Origin of the sequence: Paraburkholderia eburnea (genome assembly GCF_002917095.1) — a bacterium.
GTDB lineage: Bacteria > Pseudomonadota > Gammaproteobacteria > Burkholderiales > Burkholderiaceae > Paraburkholderia > Paraburkholderia eburnea.
Map to the genome: position 1 here is coordinate 560456 of NZ_PQGA01000001.1, position 17594 is coordinate 578049.

The window sequence follows — 17594 nt, forward strand, 5'->3', positions numbered from 1 at the left end:
CTGAACCTGCCATGATCGGTCGCATTGCCGGCGTATTGCTGGAAAAGAACCCGCCGCACCTGCTCATCGACTGCAACGGCGTCGGCTACGAAGTCGATGTGCCGATGAGCACGTTCTACAACCTGCCCGGCAGCGGCGAGCGCGTCGTGCTGCTCACGCAGATGATCGTGCGCGAAGACGCGCATCTGCTGTTCGGCTTCGCCACCATGGAAGAACGTGCGACGTTTCGCGAGCTGCTCAAGATCACCGGCATCGGCGCACGCATGGCGCTGGCGATCCTGTCGGGCATGAGCGTGAGCGATCTCTCGCAGGCCATCACGATGCAGGATTCGGCACGTCTCACGCGCGTGCCGGGCATCGGCAAGAAGACGGCCGAGCGTTTGCTGCTCGAACTCAAGGGCAAGCTCGGCGCCGATCTGGGCGCGATGGCCGCGGCGGCGTCGCCGTCGGACCACGCGAACGACATCCTCAATGCGCTGCTCGCGCTCGGTTATTCGGAGAAAGAGGGCCTCGCCGCGATCAAGAACGTGCCGGCCGGCGCGGGCGTCTCCGAGGGCATCAAGGCCGCGCTCAAGACCCTTTCCAAAGGCTGATTTCCGCCCGCAAGCCTGCGCGCGTAGCCTGCGCGCCCGAGGCTCTCTGGGCTCGGTTGGCAGTTAGTTGCACCGCCATTCCGCAGGCGTTGCAGGGCCAGAAACGGCGGCGTCCTGCGCGCCAGGTGCGCGGTACAATCGGCGGATGATCGAAACCGACAAACTCGCCGCGAATCGCGCATCGGGCGCTGGCGCCGACCGCGTGATTGCCCCCACGCCCGCCTCGTCCGGCGAAGAAGCGTTCGAGCGCGCGTTGCGTCCGCGCCAGCTCGACGAATACGTCGGCCAGGAAAAGGTGCGCGGACAGCTCGAAATCTTCATCGAAGCCGCCAGGCGCCGCTCCGAACCGCTCGACCACGTGCTGCTGTTCGGCCCGCCGGGTCTGGGCAAGACCACGCTCGCGCACATCATCGCGCGCGAAATGGGGGTCAACCTGCGTCAGACCTCCGGTCCCGTGCTCGAACGCGCGGGCGACCTCGCCGCGCTGCTCACCAATCTCGAAGCCAACGACGTGCTGTTCATCGACGAAATCCACCGGCTCTCGCCGGTCGTCGAGGAAATCCTGTATCCGGCGCTCGAGGATTATCAGATCGACATCATGATCGGCGAAGGACCGGCCGCGCGCAGCGTGAAGCTCGATCTGCAGCCGTTCACGCTGGTCGGCGCGACCACGCGCGCGGGCATGCTCACGAACCCGCTGCGCGACCGCTTCGGTATCGTGTCGCGGCTTGAGTTCTACAACGCGGGCGAGTTGTCGCGCATCGTGCAGCGCTCCGCCGCGCTGCTGGGCGCGCAGATCGATCCCCATGGCGCGCTCGAAATCGCGCGCCGCGCGCGCGGCACGCCGCGTATCGCCAACCGTCTGCTGCGCCGCGTGCGCGATTACGCCGAGGTCAAAGCCGACGGCAACATCACCGCCCAGGTGGCCGATGCGGCGCTGCGTATGCTCGACGTCGATCCCGTCGGTTTCGACCTGATGGACCGCAAGCTGCTCGAAGCGATCCTGTACAAGTTCGACGGCGGCCCGGTGGGCGTGGACAACCTCGCCGCCGCGATCGGCGAGGAACGCGACACCATCGAGGACGTGCTGGAGCCTTATCTGATCCAGCAGGGCTTCCTGCAACGCACGCCGCGCGGGCGCGTGGCCACGCAGATGACCTACCGCCACTTCGGCCTGACCGTGCCCGACGGCGCCTCTGCCGGCGGCGACTGGGACCCGAACGAGGCATAAGCCGCGCGGCCCGCTTAATCGCAGCGCGAGCGAATCCAGAATCCACCATGTCCGATCACGCAGGCCGCCGCCACGACGCTCCCGAACCGAAAGGGCTCGCCGATCAGCTCGCGCAGCGCCTGCGCATGACGCTCGCCGAAAGCGTCACGCATCTCACCACGGGCAGCGGCCCGAAGCTCGACTACTCGAATCCCCCGGGCGATCCGGGCCTGTTCGGGCCTGACGCGATCTGCTGGAAAGTGCACGCCGATTTCGCGGGCATGATGGCGGGCGGCATCAGCGCGCTGCTGCTGCAGGCGCTTCATCCGCTCGCGCTCGCGGGCGTGTGGGACCATTCGACCTTTCGCACCGACATTCTCGGCCGCCTGCGTCGCACGGCCACCTTCATCGCGGGGACGACCTACGGCAGCCGCGCCGACGCCCTCGCGCTCATCGAGCGCGTGAAGACGATCCACCTGGGCGTGACGGGCACGGCGCCCGATGGTCGTCCGTATCGCGCAAGCGATCCCGCGCTGCTCACGTGGGTTCACGTCGCCGAGGTTTCGAGCTTTCTGGCCGCGTATCTGCGCTACGTGAATCCCGCGCTGCCGGGCGAGTTGCAGGACCAGTACTACGCCGAAGTCGCGCAGATCGCACAGCGGCTCGGCGCGACGAGCGTGCCGCGTTCGCGCGCCGAAATCGCCGCCTATCTGCAGGCGATGCAGCCCGAACTGGTCGCCAGCGAGCGCACGCGCGAAGTCGTGCGCGTGCTGATGGAAGCGCCCGCGCCCCGTCCGGCCATGCGTCCTGCGGGCGCGCTGATGCGCCAGGCGGGCATCGACCTGTTGCCGCCGTTTGCGCAGGCGATGCTCGGTTTCGACCGCTTCGCGCTCGCGCGCCGCACCGTGGTACTGCCCGGTATGCGCGCGGTCGCGCCGGTGCTGCGCTGGGCGCTGGTGAACGGCGTATCGAAACGCGCGCGCCGCCGCGCCGCGATGCCGCCCTCCTCCTGAGCGCCGCTGACAACCTGAACGTTGTCCACGCAACGAAAAACGGCCAGCCGCTCGCGCGCACTGGCCGTTTCGTTTGCAACGTCCGGGAACGTTACATCTTCACCACGTCGAGCAGCGTCTTCTTGCCTGCCTTGTAGTTGTAGAGCGAGATTACGCCGTGCTTGAGATCGCCCTTCGAATCGAACACGGTTTCGCCAATCACGCCCTTGTAGTCGGTACTCGGGATTTCGGCGAGGATCTTCGCGTGGTCGGTCGAGTTCGCGCGCTTCATCGCATCGACGACGATGTAGACCGCGTCATAGGTGAACGGCGCATCGAATTCGATCGCGTGGCCAAAGCGCTTCTGGTACTTCGCCGAGAACACCGCGCCGCCGTCCATGCGCTCGAGCGCCATGCCGGCCTGCGAGCACACGATGTTCTCCGAAGCCGTGCCCGCGAGTTGCGCGAGGCTTTCCGTGCAGACGCCGTCGCCCGCCAGCACCTTCGCGCGCAGGCCGAGCTGCTTCGCCTGCTTGGCGAACGGGCCGCCCGTGGCGTCCATGCCGCCGTACATGATGGCGTCCGGGTTTTCGCCCTTGATCTTGGTGAGGATCGCGCGGAAATCGACGGCCTTGTCGTTGGTCGCGTCGTGCGAGACGACCTTCAGACCGAGCGACTTCGCGGTCTTCTCGAATTCGTTCGCGAGACCCTGGCCGTAAGCGGTCGAATCGTCGACCACGGCGACGGTCTTCACGTTCAGGTTCTTCGCCGCAAAGTTCGCGAGCGCCGGGCCTTGCTGGGCATCCGTCGCCACGACGCGGTAGGTGGTCTTGAAGTTCTGCTGCGTGTACGACGGATTCGTCGACGACGGCGAGATCTGCACGATGCCCGCATCGCTATAGATCTTCGAAGCCGGGATCGACGCACCCGAGTTCAGATGGCCGATCACGGCCACGACCTTGTCGTCGACGAGCTTTTGCGCGACCTGGGTGGCCTGGCGCGGGTCGGCGGCGTCGTCCTGGGCGTCGAGCACGAGCGTGATCTTCTGACCGCCGATCGTGAGGCCCTTCGCGTTGATTTCTTCGACGGCGAGGCGCGCGCCGTTTTCGTTGTCCTTCCCGAGGTGGGCCGAACCGCCCGTGAGCGGACCCACGTGGCCGATCTTGACGACCTGGTCAGCGGACGCATTGGCGCACATCGCGCCGAACGCCAGCACGGCGGCGCTCACCGGCAACAGCTTGTGAAGCTTGAACGTCATGGTAAATCTCCTGCGCTTTTCTGGAACTTGTTCTGGAAACGGCTTTTTTGACTGCAACCCAGGCTTCGCCGCACCGACAGCGCGTGGTGCGCGTGCGTCCCTCTTCAACGCACGGCCGGCGCCCGCACGCGTCGAGAGTCGCTGCGAGGCCCCACCGGCGCGGCAAAGCGCAAAGGTCGGAGGAATGGTAGCAGGCGTGTTCGCTGAACGTCCACGCGTCGTCGCGCCAAAGACGCAACGTGAGCAAGCGACAGGAAGAAAGCTTGACGCGCGCGCCGGACCCGGGATGGGAGCGCGGCGCATGCAATGGAAGAGGGAGAACTACGACGGATTCAGCGGCCCGTTTCGGGCGTGCGCTTGAGGCCGTCGTCGGCGCTCGCGGCCGGCAGATGCGAGACATCGCCCCACGAGACGACGCGCGCCTTCGTATGCGCGCCGTCACGCTCGAAATCGACCACGTTCACGCTCGTGTTGAGCAGCGGCCAGGCGCGCGGCGCTTCGAGCCCGATGCCATTGGCGAAACGGTAGATGCAGTCGAGCACGCCGCCGTGCGCCACACACGCGATGCGCCCTTGCGGATGCTTCGCGAGAATCGGCTCCAGCGCATGCAGCACGCGATGATAAAGCTCGCGCTGCGATTCGCCATCGGGCGGCGCAAAGCCCGGATCGCGCGTTTGCCAGTGCGCGTATTCGTCGGGAAAACGATCGGCGATCTCGTCGCTGTCGTGACCCTGGAACGCGCCGTAGTTGCGCTCGCGCAGGCCTTCGGTGAGTTGAACCGTCAGGCCCAGCGCCTGCGCGATGGGCTGCGCAGTTTGTTGCGCGCGCATCAGATCGCTCGACCAGATCGCATCGAGCCGGGCGCCATCGCGCGCCTCCTGCGCATAACGCGCGCCAAGCCGTTGCGCCTGCTCGACGCCGCTCGTCGCGAGCGGAATGTCGATGTGCCCCTGGATACGCTTGATGCGGTTCCAGTCGGTTTCGCCGTGGCGGATGAAGAGGATTTGCGTCGTCATGTTTGCAGCCAGAACGTGACGGGCCCATCGTTGACGAGCGACACCTGCATGTCCGCGCCGAATTCGCCGGTTTCGACCGTGGGATGCTTCTCCCGCGCGGCGGCGACAAAGTAATCGAACAGGCGCCGCCCTTCGTCGGGGGGCGCTGCGGGCGTGAAGCTCGGACGCAGGCCGCTGTTGGTATCGGCCGCGAGCGTGAACTGCGACACCAGCAGCAGGCCGCCCGGCGTGCCGTTGCCGTCGATGTTCTGCACCGGCAGATTCATCTTGCCCGCGGCGTCGCTGAACACGCGATAGCCGAGCAGCTTCGCGAGCAGCTTGTCCGCGTTGGCCTCGGTGTCGCCACGCTCGGCACAGATGAGCGCGAGCAGCCCCTGGCCGATCGCCCCCGTCACGCGGTCCTGCACTCGTACGTCCGCGCGCAGCACGCGCTGGATCAGCGCGATCATGCGGTGAGCGTGACGCGCGCGAAGCGACGCTTGCCGACCTGCACGATGAACTCGCCCGCTTCGACTTTCAGGCCCTTGTCGGACACGGTTGCGCCGTCGATCTTCACGCCGCCCTGCTCGATGTTGCGCAGCGCTTCGCTGGTCGACGGCACGAGGCCCGCCTGCTTGAGCAACTGGCCAATCGCGAGCGGCGCGCCCGCGAGCGTGACCGAGGGGATATCGTCCGGCACGCCGCCCTTGGCGCGGTGATTGAAGTCTTCGAGCGCGCGTTCTGCGTCGTTCTGCGAGTGAAAACGCGCGACGATTTCCTGCGCCAGCAGCACCTTGAAATCGCGCGGATTGCGGCCCGCTTCGATCTCGCGCTTGAAGCCTTCGATCTCGTCCATCGGACGGAACGAGAGCAGCGTGAAGTAACGCCACATCAGCGTGTCCGAGATGGACATGAGCTTGCCGAACATGTCGTTGGGCTTTTCGCTGATGCCGACGTAGTTGTGCTTGGACTTCGACATCTTTTCGACGCCGTCGAGGCCTTCGAGCAGCGGCATCGTCAGAATGCACTGCTGTTCCTGGCCGTACTGCTTCTGCAGTTCGCGGCCGACGAGCAGGTTGAACTTCTGGTCCGTGCCGCCGAGTTCGAGATCGGCATTGAGCGCGACCGAGTCATAACCCTGCATCAGCGGATAGAGGAATTCGTGGATCGAGATGGGCACGCCGCCCTGGAAGCGCTTGGTGAAGTCCTCGCGCTCCAGAATGCGTGCGACCGTGTAGCGAGACGCAAGCTTGATCATGCCGTCGGCGCCGAGCGGCATCGACCATTCGCTGTTGTAGCGGATCTCGGTCTTTTCGCGGTCGAGCACGAGCGCGGCCTGCTCGAAATAGGTCTTGGCGTTCGATTCGATCTGCTCGCGCGTGAGCGGCGGACGCGTGGCATTGCGGCCCGACGGGTCGCCGATCAGCGAGGTGAAGTCGCCGATCAGGAAGATCACGGTATGGCCGAGATCCTGCAACTGCCGCATCTTGTTGAGCACGACCGTGTGGCCGATGTGGATGTCGGGCGCGGTCGGATCGAGGCCGAGCTTGATGCGCAGCGGCTTGCCGGTGGCGGCGCTCTTCGCGAGCTTTTGCTGGAATTCTTCTTCGATCAGCAGTTCGTCGACGCCGCGCTTCGTGACGGCGAGCGCGTGACGGACTTCGTCGGTGACCGGAAAGGCGTCTTTCGCCGCGCTATGGGGAGTGGAGTCGGTGCTCATGCTTCGATCGGTTCGATGTCGTTAAGTCTGGGGTCTAGACTGCGATTTTACGTGATTCGACACGCAGAGCCGAGGTTTGGGCGAGTCTTGCTCACTCCGGCAATCATTCACGCACGACCGGCTCCACGCGTGGCAAGCCCTTCGAGCGCACCTGCCAGAGATCGTAGGCCGCCTGCTGTGCAAGCCAGAGATCGGCACGCGCACCGTTTTCCGCGCCGAGCCACTGTTCGAGCCGCAGCGCCATTTCCGGTGAAATCCCTGCCCGGCCGTTGAGCACGCGCGAGAGCGCAACGCGCGTGACGCCCAGTTGGGCTGCCGCGTCGGTCACTGTCAGGCCGAGTTCAGGGAGGATGTCTTCGCGCAGTGTTTCACCCGGATGCGGCGGGTTGTGCATGCGGATATCACCATGAGTTACCTTCGGGTCCTTCATCGTCGCCACCTCTTATTCAGTGATAGTCGTGGTAATCGACAAGCAATGCGTTGCCGCGCTCGAACAGGAACGTCAGCCGCCAGTTGGCGCTCACGCTGACCGCGTGATGGCCGTCGAGACTGCCTTCCAGCGCGTGGCAACGCCAGCCCGCTACGTTCATGTCCTCCGGCGCCTGCGCCTCGTCGAGCCGCGCCAGTTGCCGCCGCAGCCGCGGTACGTGATCGGGCCGGATGCCCGCCTTGCTGCCCGTGAAGAAGAAATCCCGCAGGCCTTTGTGTTTCCACGACTTGATCATGGTTCCCCAGACAATGCGAATTGAAGGATGCTCGCAGTGACCGGGATGATTGTGTAGTGTATAGCCTCACTATACGAACCGGCGCTTTCGAGGTCAATCCATCCGATTCCAGGGATTGATCCTGCTCAACCGCCGCGTCTCCCCAGCCGGGAGCGATGTCTGTCAGCGTCCCATTTCACGCTGCGCGCCACAACTAGCCGGATGGCTTACGCCGAATGGCCATTGCCCCGATAATCCTTGTCGGAATTTCTTCCTCGCATTCACGAAAGGAGCACAACGTGGCGGCACGCGACGCACAGAAAGATGAGAGCGCACACCGGGGCGACGGTGTGTATTTCGGTCTGATGTCCGGCACCAGCATGGACGGCGTGGACGGCATCGCCGTGCGTTTCGAGCACGGACAGCGGCCCGTCGTGCTGGCCGAGGCCTTCGTCGGCTTCGCGCAGGGCTTGCGCGAAGCGCTCTTCTCGCTGCAACAGCCCGGCGAAAACGAAATCGAGCGCGCCTCGCTCGCGGGCAACGCCCTCGCCGCGCGCTACGCGGTCTGCTGCCACGAGTTGCTGCGCGCGGGCAATCTGTCCGCCGATGAAGTGCGTGCCATCGGCGCGCATGGCCAGACCATCCGTCATCGCCCCGAAAAGGGCTTCACGGTGCAGATCCAGAACCCCGCGCTGCTCGCCGAACTCGCGCACATCGACGTGATCGCCGATTTCCGCAGCCGCGACGTCGCCTCGGGCGGCCAGGGCGCGCCGCTCGTGCCAGCCTTCCATGCGACGGTGTTCGGCTCGCACGAAGACACGCGCGTCGTCTGCAATCTCGGCGGCATCAGCAATATCACGGTGCTGAGTTCGACCGGCGCGGTGCGCGGTTTCGACTGCGGCCCGGCCAATGCGCTGCTCGACCTCTGGGCCGAGCGCCATCTGGGCAAGCCTTACGACGAAAACGGCCAGTTCGCGGCGAGCGGCAATCTGCATCAGCCGCTCTTGAACGCGCTGCTCGGCGAGCCGTTCTTCGAGCAGCCGCCGCCCAAGAGCACGGGGCGCGATCTGTTCAATGCGCAGTGGCTCGACGAAAAGTTGAAGGGCTTCGAGTCGCTCACGCCCGCCGATGTGCAGGCCACGCTCGTCGCGCTCACCGCTGTCAGCGTGGCGCGCGAGATCGAGCGTCATGCGGGAGATTGCCGCGCGGTCTACGTGTGCGGCGGCGGCGCGCGCAATCGCGTGCTGATGGAGGCGTTGCACAAGGCGCTGGAGACGGGCGGTGTCGCGGGCGTGCCGGTCATGACGACCGAGGCGCTGGGTGTGCCGCCGCAGCAGGTGGAACCGCTCGCCTTCGCCTGGCTGGCGATGCGCTGCGTGGCGCGCGAGCCCGGCAATCTGCCGGCGGTCACGGGCGCGGCGGGCGAACGCGTGCTGGGCGCGATCTATCCGCGCTGAAGCAAATCAGCGCGCAAATAAAAACGGGGCCGAAGCCCCGTTTTTTTTGACTACCTGCCGGATCGACAGTTGCGATCAGACCGAGAACGACGAACCGCAACCGCAGGTGGTCGAGGCATTCGGGTTCTTGATGACGAACTGCGCGCCATTCAGATCGTCCTTGTAATCGATCTCAGCGCCGACCAGGTACTGGTAGCTCATCGAGTCGATCAACAACTGGACGCCGTTCTTGTTCATCACGGTGTCGTCTTCGTTGACGGCTTCGTCGAACGTGAATCCGTACTGGAAGCCCGAGCAGCCGCCGCCTTGCACGAACACGCGCAGCTTCAGCTCCGGGTTGCCTTCCTCGTCGATCAGTTGCTTGACCTTGTCAGCCGCTGCGTCGGTAAAAACGAAGGGACCGGGCATTTCAGTCACGGGGGTCTCGGTGACAGCGTTCATTCGAACTCTCCAAAAAAGCTTCTAGCCGCTATTGTAGGGCTGTTCCTGAGATCGTGCTTAAGCCCAGGAAATCAAGGGTTTCTCGCCACTTGTTTGACCCACATCTCAAATATGAGTCAAACAAGTGGCGCGTGTTGATGCTTCTCATAAACGAAAAAACCGCCCGGCGCATTCCTGCGCGAGGCGGTTTTTGCAGCAGCCATGCGCCTCCGCGAGGAGCGCATGGACCACAAAGCGCGAATCCTGGGATTAACGCTTCGAGAACTGCTTGCGGCGACGTGCCTTGTGGAAACCGACCTTCTTACGTTCCACTTCACGTGCGTCACGCGTAACGTAGCCAGCCTTCGACAGTTCCGGCTTCAGCGTTGCGTCGTAGTCCATCAGCGCGCGCGTGATGCCGTGGCGAACTGCGCCGGCCTGGCCGGTTTCGCCGCCGCCCGTCACGTTCACCTTGATGTCGAACGTCGTGCCGTGGTTCGTGAGTTCCAGCGGTTGACGCACGATCATCAGCGACGTTTCGCGCGAGAAGTAGTCGGCGATGGGCTTACCGTTGACGATGATATCGCCCTTGCCCGACTTGATGAAGACACGAGCGACTGCGCTCTTGCGGCGGCCCGTACCGTAATTCCAGTTACCGATCATATGGGCTCCCCTTAGATCTCGAGCGCCTGCGGCTGTTGAGCCGAGTGCGGATGCGTTGCGTCTGCGTAGACCTTGAGCTTCTTGATCATCGCGTAGCCCAGCGGGCCCTTCGGCAGCATGCCCTTCACGGCCTTCTCGAGCGCGCGGCCCGGGAAGCGTTCCTGCATCTTGCCAAACGTCGTTTCGTAGATACCGCCCGGGTAGCCCGAGTGACGGTAGTACTTCTTGTCGGTCGTCTTGTTGCCCGTGACCTTCAGCTTGCCGGCGTTGATGATGATGATGAAATCACCAGTGTCGACGTGCGGGGTGAACTCAGGCTTGTGCTTGCCGCGAAGACGGCGTGCCACTTCGCTGGCGACACGGCCGAGAACCTTATCCGTCGCGTCAATCACGTACCATTCGCGCTGCACTTCATGTGCCTTGGCGGAAAAAGTCTTCATGATCGATCCAAAAAATAACTTGTGCCCTGATTCGGTCCTGCTTGTAGGTTGACGCTCGTTGGCGCCGGCGCAGGCTCTCCCTGGTCCAGGCCCCCCCGCAGTAATCCGCGAGATGACCCAGCTTCCCCGCGGGCATGATGCGGGAAACCTAAGATTATAAAGGGAAATTTGAAGTGCCGTCAAAATTTCTGCGGCCAGGTCGCGCGTGGGCCGAAAAACACGCGGACGAAAAAAAGCCCAAGCGCGTTTGCTCGGGCTTAATCCACTCTTTGGAGGAGGGTGGAGGAGACATGCTGAGGTGTCGTGAAGCACGACAACCAATGGGGATAACTATACCGATCGGCCTTGTGCGACGCAAGAGAATTTGCATCGTGAAAGTGAAAACCATAATGTGAAACGATGAAATTTCTCGTGCATCACAAAATTATCCTTACAAATCATCGCATTACATCCACCCCATCGTGAATACGCATCTTTCGACTAGAGCGAAACCCCTAATTGCCAGAGGGAAATAGCCTTGCGCGCGCGCTATCGCGTCGCAACATTCAAGCAAATCGCATGATCGGCATGCGCCATGTCCCCCCGGACATACCAGTAGGACGCGGGCTACAATGCCGGCTGAATCGAGATAATTTGCGCAGGGGCAAACGCATGGAATGCAAAGTGAGCTGGATGGGTCAGGATGGCATGGCTTTCGCCGCCGAAACGGGCAGCGGCCACCTGGTCAACATGGACGGCGCCCCGGAAGGCGGCGGTCATAACCTCGCACCGCGTCCGATGGAAATGGTGCTGCTTGGCACCGGCGGCTGCACGGCTTATGACGTGGTGCTGATCCTGAAGAAGAGCCGTCAGGAAGTGAGCGGCTGCAACGTGACGCTCAAGGCCGAACGCGCGAGCGAAGATCCCAAGGTCTTCACGAAGATCCACTTCCACTTCACCGTGACGGGCAAGAACCTGAACCCGGCCACCGTCGAGCGCGCGATCAACCTGTCGCACGACAAGTACTGCTCGGCGTCGATCATGATCGGCAAGACCGCCGAGATCACGCATACGTTCGAGATCGTCGCGGCGTAAGACCCGCAGCAAAAGAAAAAGCCGGCGCGGTTCTTGATGAACCGCGCCGGCTTTTTGCATGAATGAGGCTGCAAAGCAGGCCGATAAGCCGGATTCTGTGCACACGCCGCGTCCGAAAACGCGCCGCGCGTGGCAGCCATTCCTCTAGGCGCGCCATTGCTGACGCGCTCAAGCTTCCTACCCGCAGACGAAATGGGGGCCCCATCCTGCATCCCGAAGATGCGCGCCTGCCTACTTGGAATTGCTCCGGGTGGAGGTTACCGTGCCGTCTACGTCACCGCAGACGCGGTGCGCTCTTACCGCACCGTTTCACCCTTACCTGATCCCGACCGAAATCGGGCCATCGGCGGTCTGTTCTCTGTTGCCCTGTTCCGCGTGTCGCCACGGATGGCCGTTAGCCATCACCCTGCCCTGTGGAGTCCGGACTTTCCTCGCCCCCTCGACCGAAGTCTCGGGGCCGCGACTGCCTGGCCTGCTTTGCGAGGCGCGATATTAGCACGCCTTCAGCGTGGGCGCTGACGGCGCCCCGGACGAAACACCGAGGTGTCGTCGTAGAACGAAGGATCTTCGTTGGCCGCCCACCAGCCCGGAATGCCCAGCACCGGCAGCGGTGCGAAGCTGCGGCCGCTCAGGTTGCCGTCGGCGGCGAGGCTCGTGCTCACCACTTCGTCCAGATACGTGTTGCGCTGCGCGCGCGGCCACGCGAAGTAGATTTCGGGGACGTCGACCACCCAGGCGTGCGCCGTGCACGCGACATAGGGCGCGATCAATTTTTCGAGCAGCGCGTGACCGAACATGCGTACTTCGCAGGCGCAATCCCACTTCGTGCGCCCCGCGACGAACAGCGCGCGCCAGTCGAAGTCGCGCAGCGCCTGCGTGAGCGCAGGATCGGCGCTCGCGAACAGCACGGCGTTTTCGTCGAACAGCGTGAGCGCGTCGCGCACGCCGCCGCGCGTCGGGCCTACGCCCAGCACGTCGATCGCATCGGCCTGACGCGCGTTGAGCGTCGCCTTGATGCGCGGAAACGCGAACCAGTGCAGCGCGTTGAAGAAGTCATGCAGGTTGTGGCGCGTGGGCACCCCGCCCGTCGCGGCGATGTGCCCTTCGTAGGATGCGCCTTCCGGCAGATCGTCCTGCGCGATGAAGCCGAGCGCCTGGCCGCGGCCCGTGCGGTGGCCGGCCGCGCGTGCATCGGCGTTCAGTTCTTGCAGATAGCGCGCGTAACCCGCCAGCGCGGCCTGCTGCCAGCGACGTCCGCGCGCTTCGTGCTGGGCGAACCACGGGTGCGCCCAGTCGATATCGGCGAAACTGCCTTCGGGCAGGCTCCGGCGCGGCGACTTCGGCTGCATGGATGCGCTCGCTTCGATCGCTTCGGGCGTCGCCACGCCGGGCGTCGCCACGCCGGGCGTCGCCACGCCGGACGTCGCTACACCGGGCGTCACTGCGCCGGGCATCGCTATGCTCAATCCAGCTTCCAGCCGATCGTCTCGCCGCCACGCAGCGGCACGACGGGCACGCCGCCCGCTTCGACTTCCGCCGGCAGCGTCCAGTCTTCGCGGCGCAGCGTGACCGTTTCGGCGCTGCGCGGCAGGCCGTAGAAGTCCGCGCCGAAGAAGCTCGCGAAGCCTTCCAGCTTGTCGAGCGCGCCCGCGTTGTCGAACGCTTCGGCATAAAGCTCCAGCGCGTGCAGCGCCGTGTAGCAGCCCGCGCAGCCGCAGGCGTGCTCCTTCAGGCCCTTTGCGTGCGGCGCGCTATCGGTGCCGAGGAAGAAGCGAGCGTCGCCCGACGTCGCCGCCTCGACCAGCGCCACGCGATGCGTCTCGCGCTTGAGCACCGGCAGACAGTAGTAATGCGGACGGATACCGCCGAGGAAGATCGCGTTGCGGTTGTACAGCAGGTGATGCGCCGTGATGGTCGCACCCAGCAGGCCGGGAGCGGCGTTATCGGCGCGGATGTAATCGACGGCGTCCTTGGTCGTGATGTGTTCGAACACCACCTTCAGGCCCGGGAAGTCGCGGCGCAGCGGCGTCATCACGCGGTCGATGAAGACCTTCTCGCGATCGAACAGGTCGATGTCCGGACTCGTGACTTCGCCGTGCACGAGCAGCGGCATGCCCACTTCCTGCATCGCTTCCAGCGCCTTCGCGCACTTGCGGATGTCCGTCACGCCCGCGTCGGAATTGGTGGTCGCGCCCGCCGGATACAGCTTCACGCCATGCACGAAGCCGCTTGCCTTCGCACGGCGGATTTCGTCGGCCGGCGTGTTGTCGGTGAGATAGAGCGTCATCAGCGGCTCGAACTTCACGCCTGCGGGCAGCGCCGCGAGGATGCGCTCGCGGTACGCAGCGGCCTGTTCGGTCGTGGTGACCGGCGGCTTCAGGTTCGGCATGATGATCGCGCGGCCGAACTGGCGCGCGGTGTGCGGCAGGACCGCCGCGAGCATCGCGCCGTCGCGCACGTGCAGGTGCCAGTCGTCGGGGCGGGCGAGCGTAAGAGTCGTGGGGGTGGAAGCGTTCATGGCTAGTCTGATACGTGATGCGCGGTGGGATCGACAACAAGGCAACCAGCGGGCAAAAGCGGGGGCAGCGCAGCGTGACGAGGCGTCGCGCGCACACGACAGCCAGTGGCCCGCCGAACTCGCGCCAACCCCGGCGCGCACGTTTGACCGGCGACGCTTTCGCGCAGGGCGGGAAAGCATCCGACAAATTTCGTATTGGCGCGCCGCAGCCCGATGATATGCTTGGAAAATCATCATTGTACCGGGTCACGCTGTCAGCCTTGGGCCAGTTTCGGCCCGGCGTCACCCGCGGTATCACAGCATCAGACACGCGCCATGTGCCAACTTCTCGGAATGAACTGCGCCGCGCCGACGGACGTCACGTTCTCCTTCACTGGATTCGCGGCGCGCGGCGGCGCCACCGATCACCACGCCGACGGCTGGGGGATCGCGTTCTTCGAGGACAAGGCCTGCCGCCTCTTCATCGACAACGAGGCGTCGGCCCGCTCGCCCATCGCCGAGATGGTCAAGCGCTATCCGATCAAGTCGCGCAACACCATCGCCCATATCCGCAAAGCCACCCAGGGCGGCTGCTCGCTCGAAAACAGCCATCCGTTCCAGCGCGAACTCTGGGGCCGCCACTGGATCTTCGCGCACAACGGCGACCTGCAGGACTTCAATCCGGTCCTCACCGACGTCTATCAGCCGGTCGGCACCACCGACAGCGAGCGCGCCTTCTGCCTGCTGCTGCAAGGCTTGCGCAAGGCATTTCCGGGCTCGCAGCCGCCGCTCGATGAACTGTTCGCCGCGCTCGAAACGCTCACGCGCGAGATCACGCAGTTCGGCGTGTTCAATTTCCTGATGTCGAACGGCCAGGCGCTGTTCGCGCACTGCTCGACCCATCTGCACTATCTGGTGCGCCGCTGGCCGTTTTCGACCGCGCATCTGGTGGACGCCGACGTGTCGATCGACTTCGCGAAATACACCACGCCTGAAGACCGCGTGGCCGTGATCGCCACGGCTCCGCTCACCGACAACGAAGTCTGGACCCGCTTCGCCCCCGGCGACCTGCTGATGTTCCAGCACGGCGAGGTGATCGCGCAGACTCGCGTGCCGGTGCCGCAGAAGGTGCTCGACAAGCTGAAGAACCCGACGCTGGACGCGTCCGCGAGCGCATCGCGCATTTCGCCGTGCGCGCAGCAGCCGGGCGAAGTTGATCCGGAAGCCGTCGCCGCCTTGCAGAGCTGGGGCGAATAAGCCGCCTACTCCGCCGATAAAAAAGCCGCGCAAGCCCAATGGGCTGCGCGGCTTTTTCGTTGCCTGCGCCACGTTCCGGAGAACGCGGCGTGGCCTCAGTGCAGGATCTTCGCGAGAAAATCCTTGGCGCGGTCCGACTTCGGATTGGCGAAGAAGTCATCCTTGCGGTCGTCTTCGACGATGGCGCCCTTGTCCATGAAGATCACGCGATGCGCGACTTTCTTCGCAAAGCCCATTTCGTGCGTCACGCACATCATGGTCATGCCTTCCTGGGCCAGTTCCACCATCACGTCGAGCACTTCGTTGATCATCTCGGGATCGAGCGCCGATGTGGGTTCGTCGAACAGCATTGCGACCGGGTCCATCGACAGCGCGCGCGCAATCGCCACGCGCTGCTGCTGACCGCCCGACAGCTGGCCGGGGAATTTGTCCGCGTGCGCGCGCAGGCCAACGCGATCAAGCAGCTTCAAGCCCTTTTGCGTGGCCTCGTCCTTGCTGCGGCCCAGCACCTTGATCTGCGCGAGCGTGAGATTTTCGGTGATCGACAGGTGCGGAAACAGCTCGAAGTGCTGGAACACCATGCCCACCTTCGCGCGCAGCTTCGAGAGATTGGTGCGCTTGTCGCCCACCGACTCGCCGTTCACGAGAATCTCGCCCTGCTGGAACGGCTCCAGTCCGTTGACGGTCTTGATGAGCGTGGACTTGCCCGAGCCCGACGGCCCGCACACCACCACCACTTCTCCCTTCTTCACTTCCGTCGTGCAGTCGGTCAGCACCTGGAACTGGCCGTACCACTTCGAAACGTTCTTGATTGAAATCATCTTGCGACCTTTTTCTGAAGTCCTTTCACAAGGCTCGACGCGATCACGCAGATCACGAAATAGCATGCGCCCGCGAACAGTACCATCTCGACCATCGTTCCGTCACGATCGCCCACATTGGTGGCCGTGCGGAAAAAGTCGGCGAGACTGATGACGTAGACGAGCGACGTGTCCTGAAAGAGCACGATGGCCTGCGTGAGCAACAGCGGCACCATCGCGCGAAACGCCTGCGGCAGCACCACGTACTGCATCGCCTGACCATAACGCATACCGAGCGCGAACGACGCGTTGACCTGCCCGCGCGGCACCGCCTGAATGCCCGCGCGAATGATCTCCGAATAATACGCGGCCTCGAACAGCGAGAACGCGATCATCGCGGAAGCGAGGCGAATGTCGATATCGGCCGACAGACCGAGCAGATTTTGCAGCACCTGCGGCACGATCAGGAAGAACCACAGCAGAACCATCACGAGCGGGATCGAGCGGAACACCGTGACGTAGCCCTTGGCGAACCATTCGAGCGGCTTCACGCCCGACAGCCGCATGAGCGCGAGCAGCGTGCCCCACAGAATCCCGACGACGATCGCGCAAACCGTGATCTTGAAGGTGACGATGGCGCCGGTCCACAACGTCGGCAGCGCGCCCGGAATGCCGCTCCAGTCGAAATGATGCATCACTTGCCTCCGATATAGCCGGGCAACCGGGTCTTCGCTTCGACCCAGCGCATCAGCGTCATGACGATCAGATTGATCAGCACGTAGGCGAGCGTGACCGCAATGAACGACTCATAGGTTTGCGCCGTGTAGTCCACGAGCTGACGCGCCTGCGCGGACAGATCGAGCAGACCGATGGTGGACGCCACCGCCGAGTTCTTGAAGATGTTCAGGAATTCGGACGTGAGCGGCGGCACGATGATGCGGTACGCAACCGGCAGGAGTACGTAGCGATACGTCTGCCACTGCGTCAAGCCCATCGCAAACCCGGCGGCGCGCTGGCCGCGCGGCAGCGCGTTGATGCCCGAGCGCACCTGCTCGCACACGCGCGCCGCCGTGAAGAGGCCCAGACAGATCACCGACGCCGAAAAGAACTGCACCCCCGGCGGCAGTTGCTTGAACGCATTGCCGAGCGATGGCGGCACGAGTTCGGGCAGCACGAAGTACCAGATGAAGAACTGCGCGATGAGCGGGATGTTGCGGAAGATCGCCACGTACACCGTGCCGACGCCCGCGAGGAAACGGTTCGGCACCGTGCGCAGCACACCGAAGAACGAGCCGACGATGAGCGCGATCACCCACGCGCACAGCGACACCGACACCGTCACCCAGAGGCCCGAAATCAGCCAGCCAAGGTAAGTGGTCGGTTCGCCCGTCGAGACCGGGCTGAGCAGAATGCCCCAGTTCCAGTGATAGGACATGAAGAGACTCCAACAAAAAGAACGGAAGAAGCGTCGCTTCTGCGCCCGCTTCTTCCGTCCTGTTTTACACGCTGATCAG

20 protein-coding genes and 1 other RNA gene are annotated in these 17594 nt (G+C 64.2%); 6 read left to right on the top strand and 15 right to left on the bottom strand.

Annotated elements, in window-relative coordinates; translation table 11 throughout:
- The first annotated feature begins 11 nt into the window (after positions 1 to 11).
- From ruvA to B0G62_RS02500, 3 genes are all read left to right on the top strand, one after another.
- Entirely contained in the window at positions 12 to 593 is a 582-nt protein-coding gene (gene ruvA / locus B0G62_RS02490) for a Holliday junction branch migration protein RuvA (RefSeq protein ID WP_103702175.1), read from the top strand.
- 145 nt (positions 594 to 738) lie between these two features.
- The gene (gene ruvB, locus B0G62_RS02495; protein WP_103702177.1) at positions 739 to 1824 is read left to right on the top strand and encodes a Holliday junction branch migration DNA helicase RuvB; all 1086 of its coding nucleotides are present in this window, start codon (positions 739 to 741) and stop codon (positions 1822 to 1824) included.
- 47 nt (positions 1825 to 1871) lie between these two features.
- A complete protein-coding gene (locus tag B0G62_RS02500) occupies positions 1872 to 2816 on the top strand; it encodes an oxygenase MpaB family protein (RefSeq protein ID WP_103702179.1) in 945 nt (314 codons plus the stop codon).
- Between the two features lie 91 nt (positions 2817 to 2907).
- Here the strand turns inward: B0G62_RS02500 and B0G62_RS02505 are convergent, their stop codons facing one another.
- The 6 genes from B0G62_RS02505 to B0G62_RS02530 all read right to left on the bottom strand — a co-directional run bounded on the left by B0G62_RS02505 (position 2908) and on the right by B0G62_RS02530 (position 7493).
- Positions 2908 to 4053 carry a branched-chain amino acid ABC transporter substrate-binding protein gene (locus tag B0G62_RS02505; protein ID WP_103702181.1) on the bottom strand — a complete coding sequence of 382 codons (1146 nt, stop codon included), beginning with the start codon at positions 4051 to 4053 and terminating at the stop codon, positions 2908 to 2910.
- Positions 4054 to 4385: 332 nt separating this feature from the next.
- Complete coding sequence (locus B0G62_RS02510; RefSeq protein WP_103702183.1) at positions 4386 to 5069, bottom strand: histidine phosphatase family protein; 684 nt, start codon at positions 5067 to 5069, stop codon at positions 4386 to 4388.
- Positions 5066 to 5518, bottom strand: coding sequence for a D-aminoacyl-tRNA deacylase (gene dtd, locus B0G62_RS02515; protein WP_103702185.1), 453 nt, complete (start codon positions 5516 to 5518; stop codon positions 5066 to 5068). The genes B0G62_RS02510 and dtd overlap by 4 nt, the downstream gene beginning before the upstream one ends.
- Entirely contained in the window at positions 5515 to 6768 is a 1254-nt protein-coding gene (tyrS, locus tag B0G62_RS02520; protein WP_103702187.1) for a tyrosine--tRNA ligase, read from the bottom strand. The genes dtd and tyrS overlap by 4 nt, the downstream gene beginning before the upstream one ends.
- A gap of 103 nt (positions 6769 to 6871) precedes the next feature.
- Positions 6872 to 7198 (bottom strand): HigA family addiction module antitoxin, encoded by a 327-nt coding sequence (locus B0G62_RS02525; protein WP_103702913.1) that lies wholly within the window; start codon positions 7196 to 7198, stop codon positions 6872 to 6874.
- A gap of 16 nt (positions 7199 to 7214) precedes the next feature.
- Positions 7215 to 7493, bottom strand: a complete 279-nt coding sequence (locus tag B0G62_RS02530) for a type II toxin-antitoxin system RelE/ParE family toxin (protein ID WP_103702189.1) — start codon at positions 7491 to 7493, stop codon at positions 7215 to 7217.
- Between the two features lie 278 nt (positions 7494 to 7771).
- On the opposite strand from B0G62_RS02530, the gene B0G62_RS02535 reads away from it, so the two are divergent.
- A complete protein-coding gene (locus tag B0G62_RS02535; protein ID WP_279629735.1) occupies positions 7772 to 8929 on the top strand; it encodes an anhydro-N-acetylmuramic acid kinase in 1158 nt (385 codons plus the stop codon).
- Positions 8930 to 9004: 75 nt separating this feature from the next.
- On the opposite strand, the gene erpA is transcribed toward B0G62_RS02535, so the two are convergent.
- From erpA to rplM, 3 genes are all read right to left on the bottom strand, one after another.
- Positions 9005 to 9370 (bottom strand): iron-sulfur cluster insertion protein ErpA, encoded by a 366-nt coding sequence (erpA, locus tag B0G62_RS02540; protein ID WP_103702193.1) that lies wholly within the window; start codon positions 9368 to 9370, stop codon positions 9005 to 9007.
- 249 nt (positions 9371 to 9619) lie between these two features.
- A complete protein-coding gene (rpsI, locus tag B0G62_RS02545; protein WP_103702195.1) occupies positions 9620 to 10012 on the bottom strand; it encodes a 30S ribosomal protein S9 in 393 nt (130 codons plus the stop codon).
- 11 nt (positions 10013 to 10023) lie between these two features.
- A complete protein-coding gene (rplM, locus tag B0G62_RS02550; RefSeq protein WP_027816869.1) occupies positions 10024 to 10452 on the bottom strand; it encodes a 50S ribosomal protein L13 in 429 nt (142 codons plus the stop codon).
- Positions 10453 to 11103: 651 nt separating this feature from the next.
- Here rplM and B0G62_RS02555 point away from each other — a divergent pair.
- Positions 11104 to 11526, top strand: a complete 423-nt coding sequence (locus B0G62_RS02555) for an OsmC family protein (RefSeq protein ID WP_103702197.1) — start codon at positions 11104 to 11106, stop codon at positions 11524 to 11526.
- A 68-nt stretch (positions 11527 to 11594) separates the two neighbouring features.
- On the opposite strand, the gene rnpB is transcribed toward B0G62_RS02555, so the two are convergent.
- The 3 genes from rnpB to pyrC all read right to left on the bottom strand — a co-directional run bounded on the left by rnpB (position 11595) and on the right by pyrC (position 14044).
- Positions 11595 to 12005, bottom strand: an RNA gene (rnpB, locus tag B0G62_RS02560) — RNase P RNA component class A.
- 24 nt (positions 12006 to 12029) lie between these two features.
- Positions 12030 to 12980, bottom strand: coding sequence for a DUF3025 domain-containing protein (locus B0G62_RS02565; RefSeq protein ID WP_407671092.1), 951 nt, complete (start codon positions 12978 to 12980; stop codon positions 12030 to 12032).
- Positions 12981 to 12988: 8 nt separating this feature from the next.
- Positions 12989 to 14044 (bottom strand): dihydroorotase, encoded by a 1056-nt coding sequence (pyrC, locus tag B0G62_RS02570; protein ID WP_103702199.1) that lies wholly within the window; start codon positions 14042 to 14044, stop codon positions 12989 to 12991.
- Between the two features lie 315 nt (positions 14045 to 14359).
- Here pyrC and B0G62_RS02575 point away from each other — a divergent pair, with 315 nt between their 5' ends.
- The gene (locus B0G62_RS02575; RefSeq protein ID WP_103702202.1) at positions 14360 to 15280 is read left to right on the top strand and encodes a class II glutamine amidotransferase; all 921 of its coding nucleotides are present in this window, start codon (positions 14360 to 14362) and stop codon (positions 15278 to 15280) included.
- A gap of 95 nt (positions 15281 to 15375) precedes the next feature.
- On the opposite strand, the gene B0G62_RS02580 is transcribed toward B0G62_RS02575, so the two are convergent.
- The 3 genes from B0G62_RS02580 to B0G62_RS02590 are packed head-to-tail and all read right to left on the bottom strand — an operon-like array spanning position 15376 to position 17515.
- Positions 15376 to 16101 (bottom strand): amino acid ABC transporter ATP-binding protein, encoded by a 726-nt coding sequence (locus B0G62_RS02580; protein ID WP_103702204.1) that lies wholly within the window; start codon positions 16099 to 16101, stop codon positions 15376 to 15378.
- A complete protein-coding gene (gene gltK, locus B0G62_RS02585; protein WP_103702205.1) occupies positions 16098 to 16775 on the bottom strand; it encodes a glutamate/aspartate ABC transporter permease GltK in 678 nt (225 codons plus the stop codon). The genes B0G62_RS02580 and gltK overlap by 4 nt, the downstream gene beginning before the upstream one ends.
- Complete coding sequence (locus tag B0G62_RS02590) at positions 16775 to 17515, bottom strand: amino acid ABC transporter permease (RefSeq protein WP_103702207.1); 741 nt, start codon at positions 17513 to 17515, stop codon at positions 16775 to 16777. Before B0G62_RS02590 ends, gltK begins: the two co-directional genes overlap by 1 nt.
- Positions 17516 to 17594 lie beyond the last annotated feature (79 nt).